General features: G+C 40.0%; 19 protein-coding genes and 1 pseudogene. 15 read left to right on the top strand and 5 right to left on the bottom strand.

The annotated features are described in order from the left end of the window. Positions 1 to 2 precede the first annotated feature (2 nt). On the bottom strand, positions 3 to 1,988 hold the full coding sequence (locus AC1D69_RS11670; RefSeq protein ID WP_495456326.1) for a GTP-binding protein: 1,986 nt from the start codon (positions 1,986 to 1,988) through the stop codon (positions 3 to 5). A gap of 48 nt (positions 1,989 to 2,036) precedes the next feature. Next, a complete protein-coding gene (locus AC1D69_RS11665) occupies positions 2,037 to 3,050 on the bottom strand; it encodes a substrate-binding domain-containing protein (RefSeq protein WP_495456325.1) in 1,014 nt (337 codons plus the stop codon). Positions 3,051 to 3,396: 346 nt separating this feature from the next. On the opposite strand from AC1D69_RS11665, the gene AC1D69_RS11660 reads away from it, so the two are divergent. From AC1D69_RS11660 to AC1D69_RS11640, 5 genes are all read left to right on the top strand, one after another. Continuing rightward, entirely contained in the window at positions 3,397 to 4,743 is a 1,347-nt protein-coding gene (locus tag AC1D69_RS11660) for an ABC transporter substrate-binding protein (RefSeq protein ID WP_495456324.1), read from the top strand. Positions 4,744 to 4,844: 101 nt separating this feature from the next. Beyond that, positions 4,845 to 5,720, top strand: coding sequence for a carbohydrate ABC transporter permease (locus tag AC1D69_RS11655; RefSeq protein ID WP_495456323.1), 876 nt, complete (start codon positions 4,845 to 4,847; stop codon positions 5,718 to 5,720). A gap of 2 nt (positions 5,721 to 5,722) precedes the next feature. After that, a complete protein-coding gene (locus tag AC1D69_RS11650) occupies positions 5,723 to 6,553 on the top strand; it encodes a carbohydrate ABC transporter permease (RefSeq protein ID WP_495456322.1) in 831 nt (276 codons plus the stop codon). Between the two features lie 31 nt (positions 6,554 to 6,584). Then, positions 6,585 to 7,607 carry a glycoside hydrolase family 130 protein gene (locus AC1D69_RS11645; RefSeq protein WP_495456321.1) on the top strand — a complete coding sequence of 341 codons (1,023 nt, stop codon included), beginning with the start codon at positions 6,585 to 6,587 and terminating at the stop codon, positions 7,605 to 7,607. Positions 7,608 to 7,748: 141 nt separating this feature from the next. Continuing rightward, a complete protein-coding gene (locus tag AC1D69_RS11640; protein WP_495456320.1) occupies positions 7,749 to 9,836 on the top strand; it encodes a methyl-accepting chemotaxis protein in 2,088 nt (695 codons plus the stop codon). A 222-nt stretch (positions 9,837 to 10,058) separates the two neighbouring features. Here the strand turns inward: AC1D69_RS11640 and AC1D69_RS11635 are convergent. Next, positions 10,059 to 10,284, bottom strand: a pseudogene (locus AC1D69_RS11635) (transposase); the annotation flags it as partial. Positions 10,285 to 10,328: 44 nt separating this feature from the next. On the opposite strand from AC1D69_RS11635, the gene AC1D69_RS11630 reads away from it, so the two are divergent. Further along, positions 10,329 to 10,469 (top strand): hypothetical protein, encoded by a 141-nt coding sequence (locus tag AC1D69_RS11630; protein ID WP_495456319.1) that lies wholly within the window; start codon positions 10,329 to 10,331, stop codon positions 10,467 to 10,469. A 27-nt stretch (positions 10,470 to 10,496) separates the two neighbouring features. On the opposite strand, the gene AC1D69_RS11625 is transcribed toward AC1D69_RS11630, so the two are convergent. Continuing rightward, on the bottom strand, positions 10,497 to 12,524 hold the full coding sequence (locus AC1D69_RS11625) for a beta-galactosidase (protein WP_495456318.1): 2,028 nt from the start codon (positions 12,522 to 12,524) through the stop codon (positions 10,497 to 10,499). A 137-nt stretch (positions 12,525 to 12,661) separates the two neighbouring features. Here AC1D69_RS11625 and AC1D69_RS11620 point away from each other — a divergent pair, with 137 nt between their 5' ends. From AC1D69_RS11620 to coaD, 9 genes are all read left to right on the top strand, one after another. Continuing rightward, complete coding sequence (locus tag AC1D69_RS11620; RefSeq protein ID WP_495456317.1) at positions 12,662 to 13,489, top strand: AraC family transcriptional regulator; 828 nt, start codon at positions 12,662 to 12,664, stop codon at positions 13,487 to 13,489. 112 nt (positions 13,490 to 13,601) lie between these two features. Next, the gene (locus AC1D69_RS11615; protein WP_495456316.1) at positions 13,602 to 14,270 is read left to right on the top strand and encodes an SGNH/GDSL hydrolase family protein; all 669 of its coding nucleotides are present in this window, start codon (positions 13,602 to 13,604) and stop codon (positions 14,268 to 14,270) included. Positions 14,271 to 14,297: 27 nt separating this feature from the next. Next, a complete protein-coding gene (locus AC1D69_RS11610) occupies positions 14,298 to 15,176 on the top strand; it encodes an SMP-30/gluconolactonase/LRE family protein (protein ID WP_495456315.1) in 879 nt (292 codons plus the stop codon). An 80-nt stretch (positions 15,177 to 15,256) separates the two neighbouring features. Beyond that, complete coding sequence (locus AC1D69_RS11605) at positions 15,257 to 15,475, top strand: helix-turn-helix domain-containing protein (RefSeq protein WP_495456314.1); 219 nt, start codon at positions 15,257 to 15,259, stop codon at positions 15,473 to 15,475. Between the two features lie 186 nt (positions 15,476 to 15,661). Beyond that, the gene (locus AC1D69_RS11600; protein ID WP_495456313.1) at positions 15,662 to 15,769 is read left to right on the top strand and encodes a YjcZ family sporulation protein; all 108 of its coding nucleotides are present in this window, start codon (positions 15,662 to 15,664) and stop codon (positions 15,767 to 15,769) included. Positions 15,770 to 15,880: 111 nt separating this feature from the next. After that, the gene (locus AC1D69_RS11595) at positions 15,881 to 16,006 is read left to right on the top strand and encodes a YjcZ family sporulation protein (protein ID WP_495456312.1); all 126 of its coding nucleotides are present in this window, start codon (positions 15,881 to 15,883) and stop codon (positions 16,004 to 16,006) included. 112 nt (positions 16,007 to 16,118) lie between these two features. Further along, positions 16,119 to 16,727: a M23 family metallopeptidase gene (locus AC1D69_RS11590; RefSeq protein ID WP_495456311.1), complete on the top strand. Its 609-nt coding sequence runs from the start codon at positions 16,119 to 16,121 to the stop codon at positions 16,725 to 16,727. Between the two features lie 299 nt (positions 16,728 to 17,026). Continuing rightward, the gene (gene rsmD, locus AC1D69_RS11585; RefSeq protein ID WP_495456310.1) at positions 17,027 to 17,620 is read left to right on the top strand and encodes a 16S rRNA (guanine(966)-N(2))-methyltransferase RsmD; all 594 of its coding nucleotides are present in this window, start codon (positions 17,027 to 17,029) and stop codon (positions 17,618 to 17,620) included. After that, positions 17,604 to 18,116: a pantetheine-phosphate adenylyltransferase gene (gene coaD, locus AC1D69_RS11580; protein WP_495456309.1), complete on the top strand. Its 513-nt coding sequence runs from the start codon at positions 17,604 to 17,606 to the stop codon at positions 18,114 to 18,116. Before rsmD ends, coaD begins: the two co-directional genes overlap by 17 nt. Here coaD and AC1D69_RS11575 read toward each other — a convergent pair. Next, positions 18,094 to 19,314, bottom strand: a complete 1,221-nt coding sequence (locus AC1D69_RS11575; protein ID WP_495456308.1) for a nucleoside recognition domain-containing protein — start codon at positions 19,312 to 19,314, stop codon at positions 18,094 to 18,096. The genes coaD and AC1D69_RS11575 overlap by 23 nt on opposite strands. Positions 19,315 to 19,331: the final 17 nt, after the last annotated feature.

Genomic DNA, 19,331 nt, shown 5'->3' with positions numbered 1-19,331 from the left:
CGTTATAGCTGTGTTAAAGCATTTCGTACACTTAAAATGTATTTTGACTGATCAAGTGGATCGACTCCCCGTCTAGGGCGAATCACATGGACATCGGAAGGGCATTCCTGATATCTAGCAAAAGAAGAAGACATGATTCCTCTTCCACCGGTCATGGAGCGAAGCTTCACAGGATATTCAAGCGAAGTAGCAACAGGCAAAATGCCTTCTACCATGAATCTTCCCTGAAGAATAGATGGGGGTTCAAATTCTGCCCTCATCTGAACGAGATCACTAAGAATTTTTCCACCATACTCTTCTGGTGTAGTAATTCTAAATTTTAACATGGGTTCAAGGAGATTTGTATCTGTATTGGCTAACCCATTCATAATTCCCATTGGAGTTGCCACTACGAAATCAAGTGGATGGGTATGCCACACGTGATGTTGTCCTTCCGTTAGCGTCACTTTTAGATCTGTAACTTCCCAGCCATGAAGACCTTGTCGTAGCGCCTCGGGAACTCGATGAGCTACTTCATTCTGATAGCGTATAAGAAGATCATCAGATCGAACTTGCGAATGATACACAAGGCCACTACCACGAGGAAGAGGCTCAATGTGGAAACGAAGAACTGCCCAACAAGGTTTAGGCATCGTATAGGCAATAAATCCTTCGCCAGATTGTTTGGGAGTCTCCTTATATATGACAGATGGCTGATCAAATATTACCTCAAGATCGAAACGACTCCTTAATAAACTTGATAGAATCTCTAATTGTATAGCCCCCATGACCTTAAGGTGAAGTTCTCGTTCTTCTTGGAGCCATTGTAGATCAAGTAATGGGTCTTCATCTGTTAACTCTTGTAGTGCTTCTACTAACTCAGGGAATCGGTGGTTATCTTGGATATGTACTTGAACGGTTAGTAATGGAATTGCTATTTCAGATAAGGGAGGTATACCTACAGAACTACCCAGAATATCACCTATTTTACTTTGAGTTAGTCCATATACCGCAGCTATATCTCCAGAGAATAGCTGTCCGAGATCCGTAGATTTTTGTCCCTCTACTTTTCGGATTTGTGTTATTTTCTCATGGAAATCTCTTGTGACGTTATGAATTAAATCCCTATTTTGAAGATAACCATTATAGATTCGAACATATGTAGCTCTTCCCATAGTCTTATCTCGTTCAATTTTATAGATGATTCCAGATAAAGGAGCTTCGTTATTTCCTGATGGTGATGGTAAATAATCGATGATGGTATCCATTAGTTCAGACACACCAATGGATTTCTGGGATGAGCCGAAGCAAAGAGGGAACAACTTTCCCTTCTTCGTGAGGGTCTGGAATTGCTCCTGTAGTTCTTCAATGGGGATATGGTCACCTTCGATATAACGCTCCATAAGTTGCTCATCTTGCTCTGCAATAGATGCTAGCACATGAGCTATATCGATTCCAAATTGCTGGGTATCTTGTACCGTATTCCATACGGGTAGGACACCTGAGAAATACTCGCCTTCACCTTGTGGTACCTGTAGTGGAACAACGGAGGGAGAAAGGAGTCGTGTAATTTGATTCATCACATCCTTGACGGATACCCCCAGACGATCCATTTTATTGACAAATAGAATGGTGGGTATACCAAGGGAAGTTAGCGCATGCCATATGGTTTCAGTCTGTGCTTGGATTCCTTCTGCCGCAGATATAATTAATATTGCGCCATCCATTACTCTTAATGAACGTTCCACTTCGGACAGGAAATCAACATGTCCTGGTGTATCTATTAGATTGATATTAACATCTCGCCAGATGAGAGAAGTGGAGGCAGCACGAACCGAGATTCCCCGTTGGCGTTCGATGTCTAAGTTGTCTGTTTGCGCCGTTCCAGTATCGACACTACCCAGCTTCCGAATCATGCCACTATGAAATAACATTTGTTCTGTTGTCGTTGTCTTTCCCGCATCCACATGAGCGAAAATACCGACGTTCCTCATTATTTGACTAGCCATGTATACATCCCCGTTGATTACAATTTATAGTTAATTTTATTAATTATATCACAGGGGTGGGAGTGTACGAACAGAATTTCGGTATATAATCTTCCCTTGGACCTGAACTCTTCCATTGGTATGATCAGGATTTGTTATTTTGTCCATGATTGTTTTCAATGCTAATTGTGCCATCTTCTCAATATCAACTTCTACCGTCGTAAGTTTAGGCGTGGTCAACGTCGCGTATATATCGTTATCAAACCCAACAACGGAAAAGTCCTCAGGAATGCGATAACCCAATGCATTTAATCTGTCGTATAAATTGTAAGCAACCTGATCGCAATTGCAGACAAACGCGGTTGGTGTTTCTTCAGGTATGACAATGTCGATGTACGTTCCACGTTCATCTCTATCATTAAGAATAAGGTTTGGGTCTAATACTAAACCATGTTCTAGCAGGGATTTATAGTAACCTAAGAACCGATCCTGAATGCTACTAGTGGAGTAAATGTTACCAACGTAAGCAATCCTCTTATGGTTATTTTGAATTAAATAGTTGGTGATTTCGTAGGCTCCATAGAAATTATCGCTGACGATTGAATCAATAGAAGAATGTTCATCATAAAAGTCTAAAAATATTTTGGGAAGATCCATGCTTTGGATCGTCTCAATATAAGGTTTACTGATCTGACCTAAGATAATGATGCCATCTACTTTTTTCTCATTATATATTCTAGGGTAACTAAGACTCTCTTCTTCATCACTGCTTAAGATATTCAATATCCCAAAATAGCCATATTGTTCGAGATGTAGAGAGATATGCTGATATACCCTCATGTAGAAGGAATGGGATATGCCAGTAAATCGTTCTGGGATCAATACACCTATATTATAAGATAGTCCATCTTTGATAGATTTGGCGGCAGTATTATAGCGATAACCCATTTCTTCAGCTAAATTTTTTATTTTGATTTTTAAATCATCGCTGACGCCTTCTTTATTGCTAAGTGCTTTAGACACCGTTACACTACTAACCCCAAGTTTCTTCGCTATATCTTTCATCGTAATGTTACTTTTCAACGTATTCACCTTCCTAATTTGCAATTCCTTTAGTTAGTTCAAGTTCATTTTACTAAGTTTGCTAAGTAATTCATACAACAATATTAACAAAGTTAATTAATTAACTTTACCGTTAACCTTATATTTTAACCATTAACAGCGTTATTCATTATATTATTAACCTTATAATGAATTGAAATACAAAGGAAAAATATTATTATATATACATACATATATGGCTATTTATCTACACTTTTATGAGTTTTTACTATGATTTGGAAAATAGTAATTGACTAGAAAGCGTATTCAATATAAGATAATTTTGTAGTTTATCGATAACTTAATTTTTATTGAGAGGGGTTAAGGTATGAGAAAAAGCAAACTGCTTGTGGGGTTAATGGCACTAGTACTTGTATTTACAACGGCTGCGGGTTGTTCGAAGAACAACAATGAGGGACAAAATGCAACAAAGAATGCAACCGGTAACAACGAAACAACGAAAGAAGATACGGACAAAAAGGTTTCTGGGGATATCACAGTTATCACACAGAGAACGGATATCGTTGATACAGTCTTCAAAGATTACGCTGCGGAGTTCAATAAGGAATATCCTGACGTGAAGGTTAATTTCCAAGCGTTGTCTGATTATGAAGGTCAGATTAAGATTCGTATGAACTCTGACGATTATGGTGACGTATTATTGTTACCTACAAGTATTCCACTAGCGGATACACCTCAATTCTTCGAGCCACTTGGAGAGTTGGAACAAATGAAGGCCCAGTACATTGGATTAGAAGAAAGATCAGTTGATGGGAAAACTTACGGAATTCCAATGACGGTGAATTTCTCGGGAATTCTTTATAACAAGAAGGTGTTTAATGACGCGGGTGTAACAACGACGCCAAGAACGCCAGATGAGTTCCAATCTGCTCTTCAAAAAATTAAAGACAAAGGTGATGCAGTTCCGTTGTATACCAACTATGCTGATAGCTGGCCTTTAACTCAATGGGAAGCTGTATTAACAACATCTGCCGGAAATGTTGATTATGTAAATGTGACACAGCCTAATACGGACGAAAACTTTGTACAAGGTCAACCACACTATGAGCTTTATAAAGTAATGTATGATGCTGCAAAGAATGGTCTAATTGAGAAGGATCCTACGACAACGAACTGGGAAGCATCTAAAGCCGATCTTGCTAATGGCAAAATCGGAGCTATGGTTCTTGGGTCATGGGCAATTGGTCAAGTGAAAGGCATTGCAAGTAATCCAGATGATATCGCATTTATGCCATTCCCTACGAATGCTAAAGAAGTGATTATGCCATTGGCTGATGACTATACTCTTGGAATAAGTGTTCATAGTAAGAATAAAGAAGCTGCAAAAGCATGGGTTGATTGGTTTATTAACAAATCTAGTTACCCTACAACAGAGGGTGGAGGTATGAGTCCTATCGTGGGTGCTGAACTTCCAACAACATTGAAACAATTCGAAGGTACCGATGTGAAATTCTTATTGCAGACTCCAGCTCAAGCAGGTCAAGAAGGCTTGGTTGATAAGATCGACAAGGATTCTGAAATTGGACTTTGGCAAGCTGACTTTAAGAAACGTATTATTGAAGCTGCCATTGGAAATAGAAGTGAATCTTATGATGATATTATGAAAGATTTGAACGATGCATGGGTGAAATCTCGCGCTAAAGCAACAAAATAGTTAGTAGATGATTGGATATCAAAAGAAGATAAGGGTGCACACCAGGGTGCGTATCCTTATCTTCCCAATATAGATAGAGGTATGACATATGGAGGTGTGAGATGTTCAGAAACCTTAGCTACAAGTCACAACGTATCATTATTATCTTGGCGTTCTCTATAATTCCTGTAGCTTTACTGTTTACATTAGCTTATCTACCTGTAATTAATATGTTCAAGTATAGCTTTACGAACTGGAATGGATACAGCAAACAGTTTGATTATGTAGGATTTGAAAACTATAAAACGATCTTTACTGATCCCAAATACTTCTCAGTATTTAAGGTCAGTTTATATTATTTCGTAGGTTCCTTTATACAATTAGGTTTAGCATTATATTTTGCTACGATATTAAGCTTTAACGTCCGTTTTAAGAACTTTTTTAAAGGGGTATTATTTTTTCCTTATCTATTAAATGGTGTTGCAATCGGGTTTATCTTCTTATTCTTCTTTAGACCAGATGGCACATTTGATACGTTACTTCAAGCTATTGGGCTTGCTGATCTAACGCAAGGATGGCTTCTCAATCCTAAAATTATTAACGTTTCATTAGCGGGTGCGTCCTTATGGAGATATATGGGTTTTAACCTTATTATTTTTCTAGGAGCCATCTCATCTATAGGTAAAGATGTCTATGAAGCCGCAGATATCGATGGGGCTAATCGATGGCATCAATTCCGCCATATTATTCTTCCGAGTATCAAGAAAATTGTTCAACTCAACATGATCCTTGCGATAAGTGGTGCAATCAGTGCATTTGATATTCCATATATCATGACGGGTGGTTCTAATGGTAGTAACACATTCGTAATACAAACCGTAGACGTGGCGTTTAAATATGGTAAATTGGGTCTGGCTTCTGCGATGGCGGTTGTCCTGCTCATTATCGTTATTATCGTTACGCTGCTTCAGAAGTTCTTGATTAAAGGGGAGGATTAAATATGTATAAACTCAAATATCGTGCGGCTAGCATATTTAAATACCTCACATTAGTATTGGGCGCATTTATGGCTCTAATGCCAATTGTAGTTGTATTCTTCGCCTCCTTGAAGACAGGAACGGAATATAGTTCTACAAGTCCGTTATCTCCCCCAGCCGATTGGTTGAACTTTGCCAATTACACGAAGGCATTTGTGAACGGTAAAATGCTTCTAGGCTTTGCTAATACCATCTTTATTTTAATTGTTTCTATAGTGGGAGCAACGTTAACAGGTTCAATGATTGCCTATGTATTAAGTAGATTTAAATTTCGTGGGAAAAAGTTGCTTATGGGTGCTTTCTTGTTAGCAACGTTGATTCCTAGTGTAACTACGCAAGTAGCAACATATCGGATTATTAACACATTTCATCTAGTAGATACGCGGTTTGCACCCATTCTGTTGTATTTAGGAACAGATATCATTGCGGTGTATATATTTCTACAGTTTCTGGATTCTATATCAGAATCACTGGATGAATCGGCCATGCTAGATGGTGCTTCATACTTCACCATTTTCTTTAAGATTATTCTACCTTTATTGGTCCCTGCAATTGTGACAGTTGTAATTATCAAAGGTGTCGGAATTTATAATGACTTTTATACGCCTTTCCTGTATATGCCGAGCGATAACTTACAAGTCATATCGACAGCCTTATTTAAATTCAAAGGACCATATGGTTCACAATGGGAAGTTATCTGTGCAGCAATTATGATCACTATTATACCGATTACACTCGTATTTGTTAGTTTACAGAAGTACATTTACAACGGTTTTGAAGGGTCAGTTAAGTAATCCATACTAATGAATTGAAAGGGGAATTGATATGAATAAAGTAAGAATTATTGGAGAAAATCTAGCAAATATGCCTTGGGAAGATAAACCAGAGGGAGCGGTGGGACCTGTATGGAGACATAGTGAGAACCCAATCGTGAAGAGAAACCCTGCTAAAGGAATTGCCCGAATATTCAATAGTGCCGTAGCTGCATACGAAGGTCGGTTTGTCGGTGTGTTTCGGGCTGAGACTATTAATGGTCGTCCTCATCTTCACTTAGGTTGGAGTGATGATGCCTTGAATTGGTCGATTGAAGAACAACGAATTGACTTTGTGAATGAAGAGGGACAACCTTTTCAACCTAATTATGCGTATGATCCTCGCTTGGTTAAAGTGGAGGATACATACTATATTATCTGGTGTACCGATTTCTACGGTGCTGCCATAGGGGTAGCGAAAACCGAAGAATTCAAAACATTCGTTCGTTTAGAAAATCCATTCTTACCGTTTAATCGTAATGGTGTACTATTTCCTAGAAAAATCAACGATAATTTCGTCATGCTGTCTCGTCCAAGTGATAGTGGGCATACACCATTTGGTGATGTGTTCCTAAGTGAAAGTCCTGATTTTGTATATTGGGGTAAACACCGTCATGTGATGAGTAGGGGTGGTCAAGGTTGGTGGCAATCTGTGAAAATTGGAGGAGGACCTGCTCCGATTGAAACGACGGAAGGTTGGCTTATGTTTTATCATGGTGTAACCGGAACATGTAACGGACTTGTTTATAGTATGGGTGCTGTCATATTAGATCTTGATGAACCATCTAAAGTGAAATATCGTTCTTCTAATTATGTGCTAACGCCTGAAGAATGGTATGAAGAACGTGGATTTGTTAGTAATGTTGTATTCCCATGTGCGACCTTACACGACGCAGAGACTGGGAAAATTGCTATTTACTACGGAGCAGCAGATACCTATGTTGGACTGGCTTATACGACCATAGATGAAATTGTTAAGTATGTTATCGATACGACAGAAGTCATCGGCGACGATGAGGAAATCGGCACAATTTAATAATCAACATGAAGAACGGGTGATTGTCTATTGATTACCCGTTTTTTTTGTTTTATTGATAGTAAAATAAAGGAATATATTATATATTATTCTTGTGGGTCTATATACATAGATATTTATGAAAAGAAAGTAGTGATCAGGATGGGTAGAAAGACAAAGTCAACAAAAGATGATACCAAAGTGGCTGGTAGAAAGTCTTGGTTACATGTCATATTAATGAAACCATCTGAGTCTGTAGGGGTTCGCTTATTTCTTATTTTTTTCATAGGTTCGATGATATTTGTCCTATCACTAGGTATTATATCCTATCAAATGTCCAAAGCAACAATCCAGAATAATGCTAAGATATCCAATCAACAGATGATCAATCAGACAGCGGAGAGACTTAACTTAATACTGAATAATTATGAAGAATCGATTGAGAAATCATTGTTCACCCCAGCGTTTAAGGATTGGGTTAGACAAGCATCTTTATCGAGTCTCGAAGATAACGAACGTGACCTATTGAAGAATAAATTATCTAATGAATTGGGCAACTGGGTATTTGCAAATAAAGGAGTATTAGGGGTCTATTTAATACCTTCTAATGATCAAGTGGTAAATATCGCAACAGGGACTACGGTAGACCATTTTTTAGATCATGTGAAAGAAAAAGATTGGTATAAGACTCTTCAAGAAGCGGGTAGTTCAACTTGGATGAGCGATGAGCTAAAGGTAGATGACGTGGAGAACTCTTCTGTGTTTCGATTTGCTAAATCGTTGTTTGGTAAGTCGGGATACATGATTGTAGTAGACTTCAAAACAAGCATAATTACAGCTGAGCTGGAAAAAATTGATTTAGGAGACAACACAGCCATCCAACTTGTCGCAACAGATAACCAATTAGTGGCCTTTTCAGGTGCTAACAAGAAACTTTCTACTGATTTGGTTGCTAAGGATGGGCAGGAAGATATGGGAAGCATACAAGCTAAAGATGCTAATGGGAATGCTGTACTAACCGTTTACAGTACGTTGGATAGTTCGGAGTGGAAGCTTCTAAGTATTGTTCCAATTGCCAATTTAGTAAAAGACGCAAAAAAAATATTGCTGACTACGTATATAACCGCAGCGATCGTTGCACTTATTGCTATACTAGTAGGCCTATGGATGGCTAGAGCGATATCCCGCCCATTAGGTTTAATGGGGAGTTTAATGAACGAAGCAGCTAAAGGTAACCTGAAAGTTAGAATGAAAGCCCAAAGTCGAGATGAAATTGGTAGATTGTCAATTTCATTTAATAGCATGATGGAACAAATCACGGCCTTGGTAAGCAAAACCAATCAGACGGCACAGGTAGTGCTTGAGACAGCAGGAGAACTTGGCGATGCATCTAGAAAGACAGCGATATCAGCACAAGAGATTGCAACAGCTACGGAGGAAATTGCTATTGGAGCTACCAAGTTAGCTGAGGAAGCAGAAGATGGAAATGAACTCACAGAGCAGATTTCTAGTCAAATGTGTCATGTTATGGCTACTAATCGTGAGATGGGAGAAGCTGTTCAAAATGTAAGTGAGTCAAGTGGACAAGGCATGATGCAGCTTGAAGAACTTCTGAAAGTAACGAATGCTACAGAAGAAATGACAGGGAAGTTAGTGGATAAGGCGATGGGTCTTAAGGAAACAGCATCATCTGTTATTAAGGTGTTAGATGTCATGCATGATATTACGAAACAGACGAATATATTGTCACTCAATGCTACAATCGAAGCAGCACGTGCAGGAGCGGCTGGTAAAGGGTTTATGGTGGTAGCTGATGAAATTCGGAAACTTGCTGAGCAATCCAGACAATCGATTGACATCGTGGGTCAGATTACAGATCAGATTATGAACGAAGTGAACGAGACGGTTATTGTTTTATCTGAAGTTACACCGATGTTCGGTCAGCAAGTGACAGCGGTGAAGGATACGAACCATATTTTTGCATCCGTACAAGATGAAATGATGAATTTGGTTAACCACCTTGAAGTTGTAACGGTATCCATTGAAGGCTTGAATCAATCTCAAGTGGTACTGACGGAAGCCATGGGTAACGTGAGTTCTGTAGCAGAAGAGTCTTCTGCAACATCCGAAGAAGTAGCATCACTTAGCAATGAACAACAGATCATCAGTGGGATACTCGTTACTCTCTCAGAGAATCTAGAGAATGCCTCCAATCAGCTTAAAGAAAAAATGGAGCAGTTCACGATTTGAGGATAAATTAGGATATCAATTATATAGAACTTATAGGGGCTGTTCCATAAGTACATTTTCATCATTCTCAATCAGTAAAAAAGTCAACAGAGTAGCGATTCTCCCATTATTGGAGGATCGCTACTCTGCGTTTTTGATCAATCGCGGCGTGTTTCAGTAGATTGTGGGTAAGTGAAAACCACCCGACCTAGCGTTACTTTTTCCATGCCATGAAGCAGTAATCTCCGCCGTAAATTTTGCAATTTGACGGGAAGAATAGATACGCTGGGTGTTGGTGTGAATGACTTGGGTAAGCATTTTAAGATGGTAGCTGTCCCTTCCACCACCGGAATAGGCTACGTCAAAGATCATCGTCCAGCCGATTTACGGCTGCATTGACGAGACGAACGAGGTGATTCTGTGGAATATCTTCTTCTAAATCCAGTTGGTCGAACTTCCATTTTGTCAAAAATGGGCAATTTTCTTTTATTACGGTTGAGAAGTTGCAAAAATATGCTTAAGGTAGCGCAGAGGACGGAACGATTTCGTAAAAGCGATAGCGGTACCGTCGTACCTAAAGATAATATGCTTCGTCAAATGAATGACCTCGAGCAGAACATAAATAAAGGCGATTTCCCATTCAATTCTGAATGAAAAGTCGCCTTTATTTTTGATTATTTGTTATTTCATTTCTAAAATCTGTACACCTCGACCTGCGATTTGGACCGAACCTTTAAGATCTGTCTCTGTAAGCAAATCACGAGCTTGAAGTTGTCCGAGTTCGAATGATTGCTCTGTTGCATTATGATTCATTACGAATAGATAATCTTGACCCTCTTTGGAACGACGACTCACTTCAACACCTGCAGGAGTCACTAGTAATGGTTCAATTCCTTTCGCATCACAAAGTGATTTCAGAAGGCCGTCAATGAAGCTATCTTCTGGATCAGATGCCACATACCATGCTTCACCTTTGCCAAATGAATTGCGAGTTAATACAGGCATGCCTTGATAGAAGTCTTCGCCATATTCAGCTAATACTTCAGCGCCTTCACTATGCAATAAATCGCATAACAAGCTACAGTTGTAATCGCCTTGAAGATCTCCAAGGGTATTGGTCATGACAATCTTGTTGCGTGCATCAGGGAATAGGGCATCAATTTCTTCTACCCAAATTCCTAACAACTTGCGAAGTTCACCTGGGTAACCACCTAAAGTAACCAAATCTGTTTCGTTAACAATTCCACTGAAGAATGTCGTTAAAAATGTACCCCCAGCTTGAACAAAGTCTTCTAGTTTCTTAGCTACACCTGGTTTAACCATGTATAGGACTGGTGAAATTACGATATCGTATTTGCTGAAGTCACTATCTACACTGATGATATCTGTAGAAATGTTACGACGGAAAAGAGCAGCGTAATATTTGTGAACTTGATCTACATAATTGAGTGCAATGGTAGGTCCGCTAGATTTCTCTACTGCCCACCAGTTCTCCCAATCGAATAGAATTCCAACTTTGGATTCTGTCACCGTATCTAATGTTTTATCTCCTAGTAATTGAAGTTCTCTACCTACTTCAGCTACTTCGCGGAATACACGAGTATTCTCATGACCGACATGTTCGATTACCGCACCATGGTATTTCTCACAAGCACCTGCAGAGCGACGCATTTGGAAGAACATGATTGTATCTGCACCATGAGCTACAGCTTGGTAACTCCACAAACGCATAATGCCTGGACGCTTGAGGGAGTTATAGGCTTGCCAATTCTGTTGGCTTGGTGTCTGTTCCATCAACATGAAGGGTTGTCCGTCTTTAAGTCCACGCATGAGGTCATGAGCCATCGCTGTGAAGCTTACAGGGGTATCAAGGCCTGGATAACTGTCCCATGAGATGATGTCCATGTATTTAGCCCACTTGAAGTAATCAAGAGGCTTGAAGAATCCCATTAGATTCGTTGTAATCATAGAATCTGGAATGACTGATTTGATCGCATCGTATTCCAAACGGTAGCAATCCAGAATTCCATCCGAGTTAAATCTAGAATAATCAAGTGAAATGCCTTGGAAGGTGGAATTGTTATTACCCCAATGCTCACTGAGGTTCGTTGGCGGAACTATTTCTTCCCAATCATAGAAAGTATGTCCCCAGAAGTTAGCATTCCAAGCCCGGTTAAGGTTCTCTATAGTACCATACTGTTCTTTCAACCATACACGGAATCCAGCTGCACAGTTATCGCAATAACATTCGCCACCATACTCATTGGATACATGCCATACGAGAATGGCAGGGTGATCCTTGTAACGCTCTGCTAATTTATGAGCAATACGTTCGGAGTATTTACGGTAAGTAGGACTGTTTGGACAAGAATTGTGACGTCCACCAAATTTCCGTTTATGTCCATCTGTATCTACGCGTAGAACGTCAGGATATTTGGTCGCCATCCAAGCGGGATGTGCTGCTGTACTTGTTGCTAAACAAACATAGACGCCACTGTTATATAGACTATCGATTAATTCGTCAAGCCATTCGAAGTTATATGTATCTTCATCAGGTTGATTAAGTGCCCAAGAGAATACATTAATCGTAGCAATGTCAATTCCAGCTAATTTAAACATGCGTAAATCTTCTACATGGGTTGCCTGATCGTATTGTTCAGGATTATAATCGCCGCCGTAGAACATTTTGGGTAGTTTATTACTGATCAAGTCCTTCACCTCTTCATATAAGAATAATACTATCTTATAGTATTTATATTCCCTTTAAAATATAATAAAAGGTATACCTTATATAACAATTCGGAACTTTAATGTTGTATTTTTGATGAATTGGAAAGGGGAATTGTATGCACGCTCAGCATCGTCGATTTTTTACCAACTTTAGAGAACGACAGCTACCACTATATATGGAAAGTATTGGATTCAATCAAGCGCAAGAGGACTTTAATAGACCTAGTGGTTATCCTTGTTATCACTGGTTGCAGACGGTTCGTGGAGAAGGTGAATTTACTTTTGGTGGAACCACATTATTATTGAAGGAACATTCAGGCGTTCTATTACTTCCAAATGAACCTCATGAATATAAGCCGACTATGAACACATGGGAGACAGTGTATATCACCTTTATGGGTTCACAAGCAAACGTAATCCTGTCCTCTCTAGGGTTGAATCAATCTTCCTTTTACCAGTGGGATCAGAAAAGTGAGTTGCAGAACTATGCTTCACGGGTATTAGATTCCATTGCTAGCGACCGGGAAGTATCTGAACTTGATGTGTCGGGAGATATCTATCGATTCCTCATCTTATTGAAGAAACATGGTCAAATTAATAATTTACCGTCCATTTCACATGCGATCGAGCGGCTTACACCAGTTCTCTCTTTAATGGAACGGAACTATGGTGATCCGAATCTAGGACTTGAACGTATGGGACTCGAGATAAGAATTAGTTCGCGTCATTTGAACACCATGTTTAAACAGAGTTTTGGTATGACAGCATATGCTTATTTAATTATGCTTCGAATTCGTAAAGCGAAGGAAAGAATGACAGGTGACTCTAGCGTTACAGTGAAGGATACAGCCCACTACGTCGGGTTTAGGGATGTTAGTCATTTTGTGGCGACATTTCGGCGAATTGAAGGAGTGACACCTGAGCAATACCGTACATTATACTAACTTATTGTCTTTATTATATTAGTTATAGACTGGGACAACTTCCCATATTAAAATGTAAGTGGTTTCATATAGAGAATAATATAATGATGATGATTAAGGAGAGGAATAAAAGATGAAGCTTACAAAGAATGATACGCTTTTATTTATTGGAGATTCAATTACGGATTGTGGACGCCAGTTTCCTGTAGGGGAAGGTGGATTTAATCAACTTGGGTATGGGTATGTAGCTCAAGTAGATGCATTATTGAATGCTGTTTATCCAGAGCTTATGATTCGTACGTTAAATACGGGCATAGGAGGAGATACAGTACGTCATTTGAAGACACGTTGGCAAAGTGATGTGCTAGATTTAAAGCCAGATTGGTTATCTATAATGATTGGGACGAATGATGTATGGCGTCAATTCGACCAAGCGTTAAATCCGAAGGAACACGTCTATCTTGATGAATATGAGAATACTCTTCGAGAACTTGTTCGAGATACATTGCCATTAGTGAAAGGACTAGTGTTGATGAGTCCTTATTATTTGGAACCTAATTTGAATGATCTCATGCGTGCCACGATGGATGTGTATGGTGGTATAGTGAAGAAAATTGCTGAAGAATTTGATGTTATATTTGTGAATACACAACAAGTATTCGATCAGTTATCTGAACACGTATATCTATCATCACTATCGACAAGCTGGGATCGTGTACACCCTGGTCAGAGAGGCCATATGACCCTAACACATGAATTTTTAAATGCTATAGGATTCTCATGGAATCGAGACAACAACTAAGGATTTGTTAAAAGGAGGTTATTACGTATGGAACCATTGAAAGTCGTTGTTCCTACAAATGCTACATTAGGAGAAGGTCCAAGTTGGGACGCAGAAGGGAATAGATTGTTGTGGGTGGATATCGAGAGTCATCAATTACATATCTATTATCCTGATTCGGGAGAAAATGTTACTTATGAAGTGGGGCAGTTAATTGGTGCTGTTGTTCCTTATCGTGAAGATGAGGTTATTGTAGCATTATATGAAGGTTTTCATAAATATCGGTTATCTACAGGAGAACTTACATTTATTGTTAACCCTGAACAGGATCACCCTAACAATCGATTTAATGACGGGAAATGCGATCCGTTTGGCCGATTCTGGGCAGGGACGATGAGTCTTGAAGATCAGAAGAACCGTGGGTCGCTTTACTGTCTAGATCATGACTCATCCATTCGTAAGGTATTATCTAATGTGTCAACGTCGAATGGATTAGGATGGAGTCCAGATGGTTCAGTAATGTATTATATTGACACACCGACTAGTCAAGTAGATGCCTTTGATTATGATGGAATTACGGGTTCGATCAGTAACCGCCGAGTAGCATTTAAGATGCCAGAAGATGCTGGCTTCCCGGATGGAATGACAGTGGATTCGGAAGGAATGCTGTGGATTGCAGAGTGGGATGGAGGAAGGGTGGGACGTTGGAATCCACATACGGGTGATCTTTTAGATACCATTGAGGTACCGGCTGGTCATGTGACTTCATGTGTATTTGGCGGTAGTGATTTGGAAGATCTATACATCACAACAGCCTGCGCCGGAATGAAAGATGAAGATATGGAAGCGCAACCTCTATCCGGAAATCTTTTTCGAGTCCATACAGGTATTAAAGGCCAACCAACAGTTCCTTTCAAACAAATATGAAAGATCTTATTCTAAACGACGGTATGAAAAAGATTATATAATGACCTCTTGTGTCCGATAAATATCTTGAGGTGATTATATTGGCTAAGAAAGGACAAGTATTTAGTTCTTATAGTCTGGATACGAAGAAAAAGGCTGTAGATATGCGTCTTCAAGGTATGACCAAGAAAGAGGTCGCTGCTATACTTGGAATTGCCGATATTGGACGACTCAAGGTGTGGATGAGGAAATATCGAGAGCTAGGAGATTTAGGTCTTGTCGATCAAAGAAAACGTGATCAAGAGCCGAAAGAATTGTGAAACTGTGGTTGGTAATTGAATTGTTAACATGGGGAGGCTCTGCATAGGGTCTCCTTTTGAATGGCCATTTTCGGTTGTGATTGTTGAAATGGGCGTAAATCGCTCTTTAAAATGGGGGAATGACTAGACCGCGGGGACCCTCTGCTACATATCCTACAATATGTTAAAGGGAAGGGAGGAATTGAAATGAGCGAAGTTGGCTATGGAGTTGGCCCGAGTCCTTTCACATCAACTGGTGCAATTTTGGTTCTGTTCATCTTATTGGTTATTATTACACGTGCGTTTATTCTCTAAGCTTCATGGAATAATTCAAACATCACGATCGACCAAAATGTAGAATATAATTGCCTGTCCTGAACTTTAACAGATGGTAAGATTTAATTTCCTTTGAAAGGAGGAAAATACATGAGCGGTTATGGAGCAGTTGGAGGAGTTGGAGCTGGATGTGGTTCACCTTTCACATCAACAGGAGCAATTCTTGTACTCTTTATTCTATTGGTCATCATTACGTTAGGTCTAGGTCTTTGTTAATAATCCTATAATATAAATAACCTGGGGCGTCTGCTCCCAGGTTATTTTGGTCTGATGCCTCAATAAAGAACGCTAGCAGATTATATTACATCTGAGAATCGGAGGGCTAATATTGAATCCATTTGAATCATATAGACAAACGAGCCCATTCGGATTGCGTATGCATCCAGTATATAAAGTACTTAAATTTCACAAGGGAATCGATCTTGTTACTATCCCATCCAACGGACCGATATACGCATTTGTTCCTGGTGAAGTCATTTATGGTAAGGAAGGTGTGAAGGGTTCGGGATTTGGAGGATATGGGATCGTGGTGGCGATCAAAGACGTGAATGGTTATTTGCATTGTTATGCTCATCTGTTGAAAGCGTCTGTCAAAGTGGGTGATCGGGTACGGAGAAATCAGGAGGTGGGACTTCAAGGTAGTACGGGACAGAGCACGGGTGAACATCTGCATTATGAGATCCGCAAGGCAGATTCGCCTTTATTTGGTTACACGGAAACAGAGATCGGAGTGGTAGATCCAACGAAGTACTTGCAAAATTTTTATTCAAAAAAAGAGGAGTTACCCAAAGTGGATATGAAAGATGCTAACGCCATTATTGATAAATATTTAAAACCAGCATGGGGAGCTGCTAAAACACCAACGGAAAAAAAGGAAATAGGGCGATTAGCGGATATCCTGCGGGAAGCGTCAGGGCAACCGAAACAAAATGGTTAAGAAATTGGTTTTGGAATCAAAAAAAATTGGACGCCCCTTGCAGGGCGTCCTCATGGGAGAGGAGAAACCGGACGAAGAGCTTATGGGGAAACGTAAGTCTTCTACGGTTGTCTACGACATTCTTTTGATGCCGATAAAGTAAGCATTCCCTGTACGGTCTTTTTTATACATAATAGATAAATAAACCTACATCCAAATGTTGATGGTTTTTCAAAGTAAGCTATTGTGTGGTACGATATCGTCATAAAAATGCTAAATAAAGCATTGGACTTCAGATAGAGAATGGGTGAATAGAACTAGTGAGAGTGGTATCGGGAAGCGCAAAGGGGAGACCTTTAAAGAGTGTTCCTGGAACGGGAACAAGACCGACGACAGATAAAGTGAAAGAAGCTGTGTTCAGCATGATTGGTCCTTATTTTGAAGGAGGGACTGTACTGGATTTATTTGCTGGAACAGGAGGCTTGGGCATTGAGGCTCTGAGTCGAGGTATGGAACACGGTATATTCATTGATATGGATCCCAAAAGTATTGAGACAATCCATGCGAATCTTAAGGCTACTCGATTGGAGAGTCAAAGTGAAGTGTTCCGTAATGACGCGGAGAGAGCGATCAAAGTTCTTGCTAAGCGTGGCGTTCTTGTGGATGCCGTATTTCTAGATCCCCCGTATCGCATGAAGAACGCGGACGATTTACTACAGCAAATGCACGAGAGATCGTTACTTCAAGATCTAGCAACTATCGTCATTGAACATGAGTCGAAATACGAATATCCAGATGAGTTTGGTCATTTCTTTTGTACTCGTAAAGCGTTGTACGGGGAATCTGCCATTACTATTTATGAGTATAACTTAGGTGAAAAGATCGAGGAGGAACATCATGAAAGAACAGATTAATGTACCACGCGTAGGAGTATATCCGGGAAGTTTCGATCCGGTTACTCTAGGACATATGGATATTATATTACGGGCTTCAAAGCAATTCGATATTCTTATTGTGGCTGTGTTGAATAATCTCAGTAAGAATGCATTGTTTACTGTTGAAGAACGTAAGGAACTGTTGAGACAGGTAACAGCCAATATTCCAAATGTGCAAGTGGATAGCTTTCGTGACCTCCTAGCTAATTATGTAAGAGATAAAGATGCACATGTTATTGTACGCGGTATTCGGACGGTGACGGATTTTGAATATGAGCTACAACTCGCTTCTACAAATCATAAATTGAACCCTGATGCAGAGACGATATTTATGATGACAAATCCTAAATACTCCTATTTAAGTTCAAGTCTGGTCAAAGAGATTGCCCATTTCAATGGTGACCTGACAGAATGGGTTTCTCCAGAAGTTGGACAAGCCTTACATCAGAAGTTTAATGGGAACGACGAGAAGTAAATAAGACGATTCCTAATGATGCTAGAAGTAAGCTAAGTAATACGAGAACTTGCCATTCTAACATGACAGGTATGCTAGACCACAGACCGGAAGTTTCTCTTGTGTGCGTGGAGTAGCTAGGCAAATAAGAGAATGCGGGCTCGGATTCAAGAACAAAGCGTTGTAGGGGCTTCCATATGAGTAATGTTAGTCCGAAAGCATAAGCGCCATGTAACAATCTAATTATAATAAAAGGTAAGCGTCTTATCCCTATTTTGGCTAGGGGTGAGATCGATTGTAACAGAGCACATACCCCGCTCCATCCAAGCATGGCTGACAGTAACGACCATTGGATAGCGGGTGTTAGAACCGTGCTTGAGCTGATCGCCTTCGCTCCCAAATGAAGTTCAAATATTCCAGCTACGTAATATGAAGGGACTCCGGGGATCATATAATAGCTTACCAGATGAATGATGACGGCCATGATGATAATATATCCTCCAACGACCATCAGTGTCTGAACGGCGTGACTTACCGACTCACCCAGAAGTTTGCCGAAGCTTCGACCATCCCGAACGTGGGCCTTATCCATGGCAATCCATACTCTTCGGATCAGAGGAGGCTGAGAATGTTGAATACCCCCTTGGACGATGACTGGGTTTGCTGATTTATGATGTCTAATACGTTTGCTGAGAAATGTGTATGTTAAAAAAGCAAGAATACCAGTAATCCAATGGATACCTAGTAGCCAATAACCTGCTGATGGTCTATTAAATAAACCGATTCCGACGAAAATAATGAGCGTCATGGGGTTACAGAAGTGAGATAGCCAAGTGACCCGTTCCGCTTCACGTGGGGTGAGCTCGCCTTGATCGACCAATTGTAATGTGGAATGAGCACCACCAGGGAAACCTGTTGTCATTCCCATAGTTAGCGCCCATCCACTAACTCCAGGTAGGCCGAACACTTTTCTCATAAGGGGTTCTAATAGGACTCCAATCCCATGAACCCATCCATAGGCTATAAGCATTTCGGAAAGTACGAGAAAAGGAAGCAATGAGGGGAAAACAATATGCCACCACATCGATAGTCCCTGTAATGATGCTTGAAAGGTCTGTTCAGGAGAACTAACGATTCCCACGACAAGTAAAAAGGAAAGAATGCCTAATAAGAACGTGATCGAAGAAGGCCTGAATAGATATTTGCTGCGACTAAACATGGTCATTATCACCTCAT

The organism is Paenibacillus sp. Y301, from assembly GCF_059445505.1.
Note: the sequence above shows the minus strand (reverse complement) of the source record. Positions and strands in the feature narration are given on the sequence as shown.

What these genes read in the sequence shown, in the direction of transcription:
- AC1D69_RS11670 (WP_495456326.1), bottom strand. Translation starts at nt 1,988, where the DNA reads ATGGCTAGTCAAATAATGAGGAACGTCGGTATTTTCGCTCATGTGGAT.
- AC1D69_RS11660 (WP_495456324.1), top strand. Translation starts at nt 3,397, where the DNA reads ATGAGAAAAAGCAAACTGCTTGTGGGGTTAATGGCACTAGTACTTGTA.
- AC1D69_RS11655 (WP_495456323.1), top strand. Translation starts at nt 4,845, where the DNA reads ATGTTCAGAAACCTTAGCTACAAGTCACAACGTATCATTATTATCTTG.
- AC1D69_RS11650 (WP_495456322.1), top strand. Translation starts at nt 5,723, where the DNA reads ATGTATAAACTCAAATATCGTGCGGCTAGCATATTTAAATACCTCACA.
- AC1D69_RS11645 (WP_495456321.1), top strand. Translation starts at nt 6,585, where the DNA reads ATGAATAAAGTAAGAATTATTGGAGAAAATCTAGCAAATATGCCTTGG.
- AC1D69_RS11640 (WP_495456320.1), top strand. Translation starts at nt 7,749, where the DNA reads ATGGGTAGAAAGACAAAGTCAACAAAAGATGATACCAAAGTGGCTGGT.
- AC1D69_RS11630 (WP_495456319.1), top strand. Translation starts at nt 10,329, where the DNA reads ATGCTTAAGGTAGCGCAGAGGACGGAACGATTTCGTAAAAGCGATAGC.
- AC1D69_RS11620 (WP_495456317.1), top strand. Translation starts at nt 12,662, where the DNA reads ATGCACGCTCAGCATCGTCGATTTTTTACCAACTTTAGAGAACGACAG.
- AC1D69_RS11615 (WP_495456316.1), top strand. Translation starts at nt 13,602, where the DNA reads ATGAAGCTTACAAAGAATGATACGCTTTTATTTATTGGAGATTCAATT.
- AC1D69_RS11610 (WP_495456315.1), top strand. Translation starts at nt 14,298, where the DNA reads ATGGAACCATTGAAAGTCGTTGTTCCTACAAATGCTACATTAGGAGAA.
- AC1D69_RS11600 (WP_495456313.1), top strand. Translation starts at nt 15,662, where the DNA reads ATGAGCGAAGTTGGCTATGGAGTTGGCCCGAGTCCTTTCACATCAACT.
- AC1D69_RS11595 (WP_495456312.1), top strand. Translation starts at nt 15,881, where the DNA reads ATGAGCGGTTATGGAGCAGTTGGAGGAGTTGGAGCTGGATGTGGTTCA.
- coaD (WP_495456309.1), top strand. Translation starts at nt 17,604, where the DNA reads ATGAAAGAACAGATTAATGTACCACGCGTAGGAGTATATCCGGGAAGT.
- AC1D69_RS11575 (WP_495456308.1), bottom strand. Translation starts at nt 19,314, where the DNA reads ATGTTTAGTCGCAGCAAATATCTATTCAGGCCTTCTTCGATCACGTTC.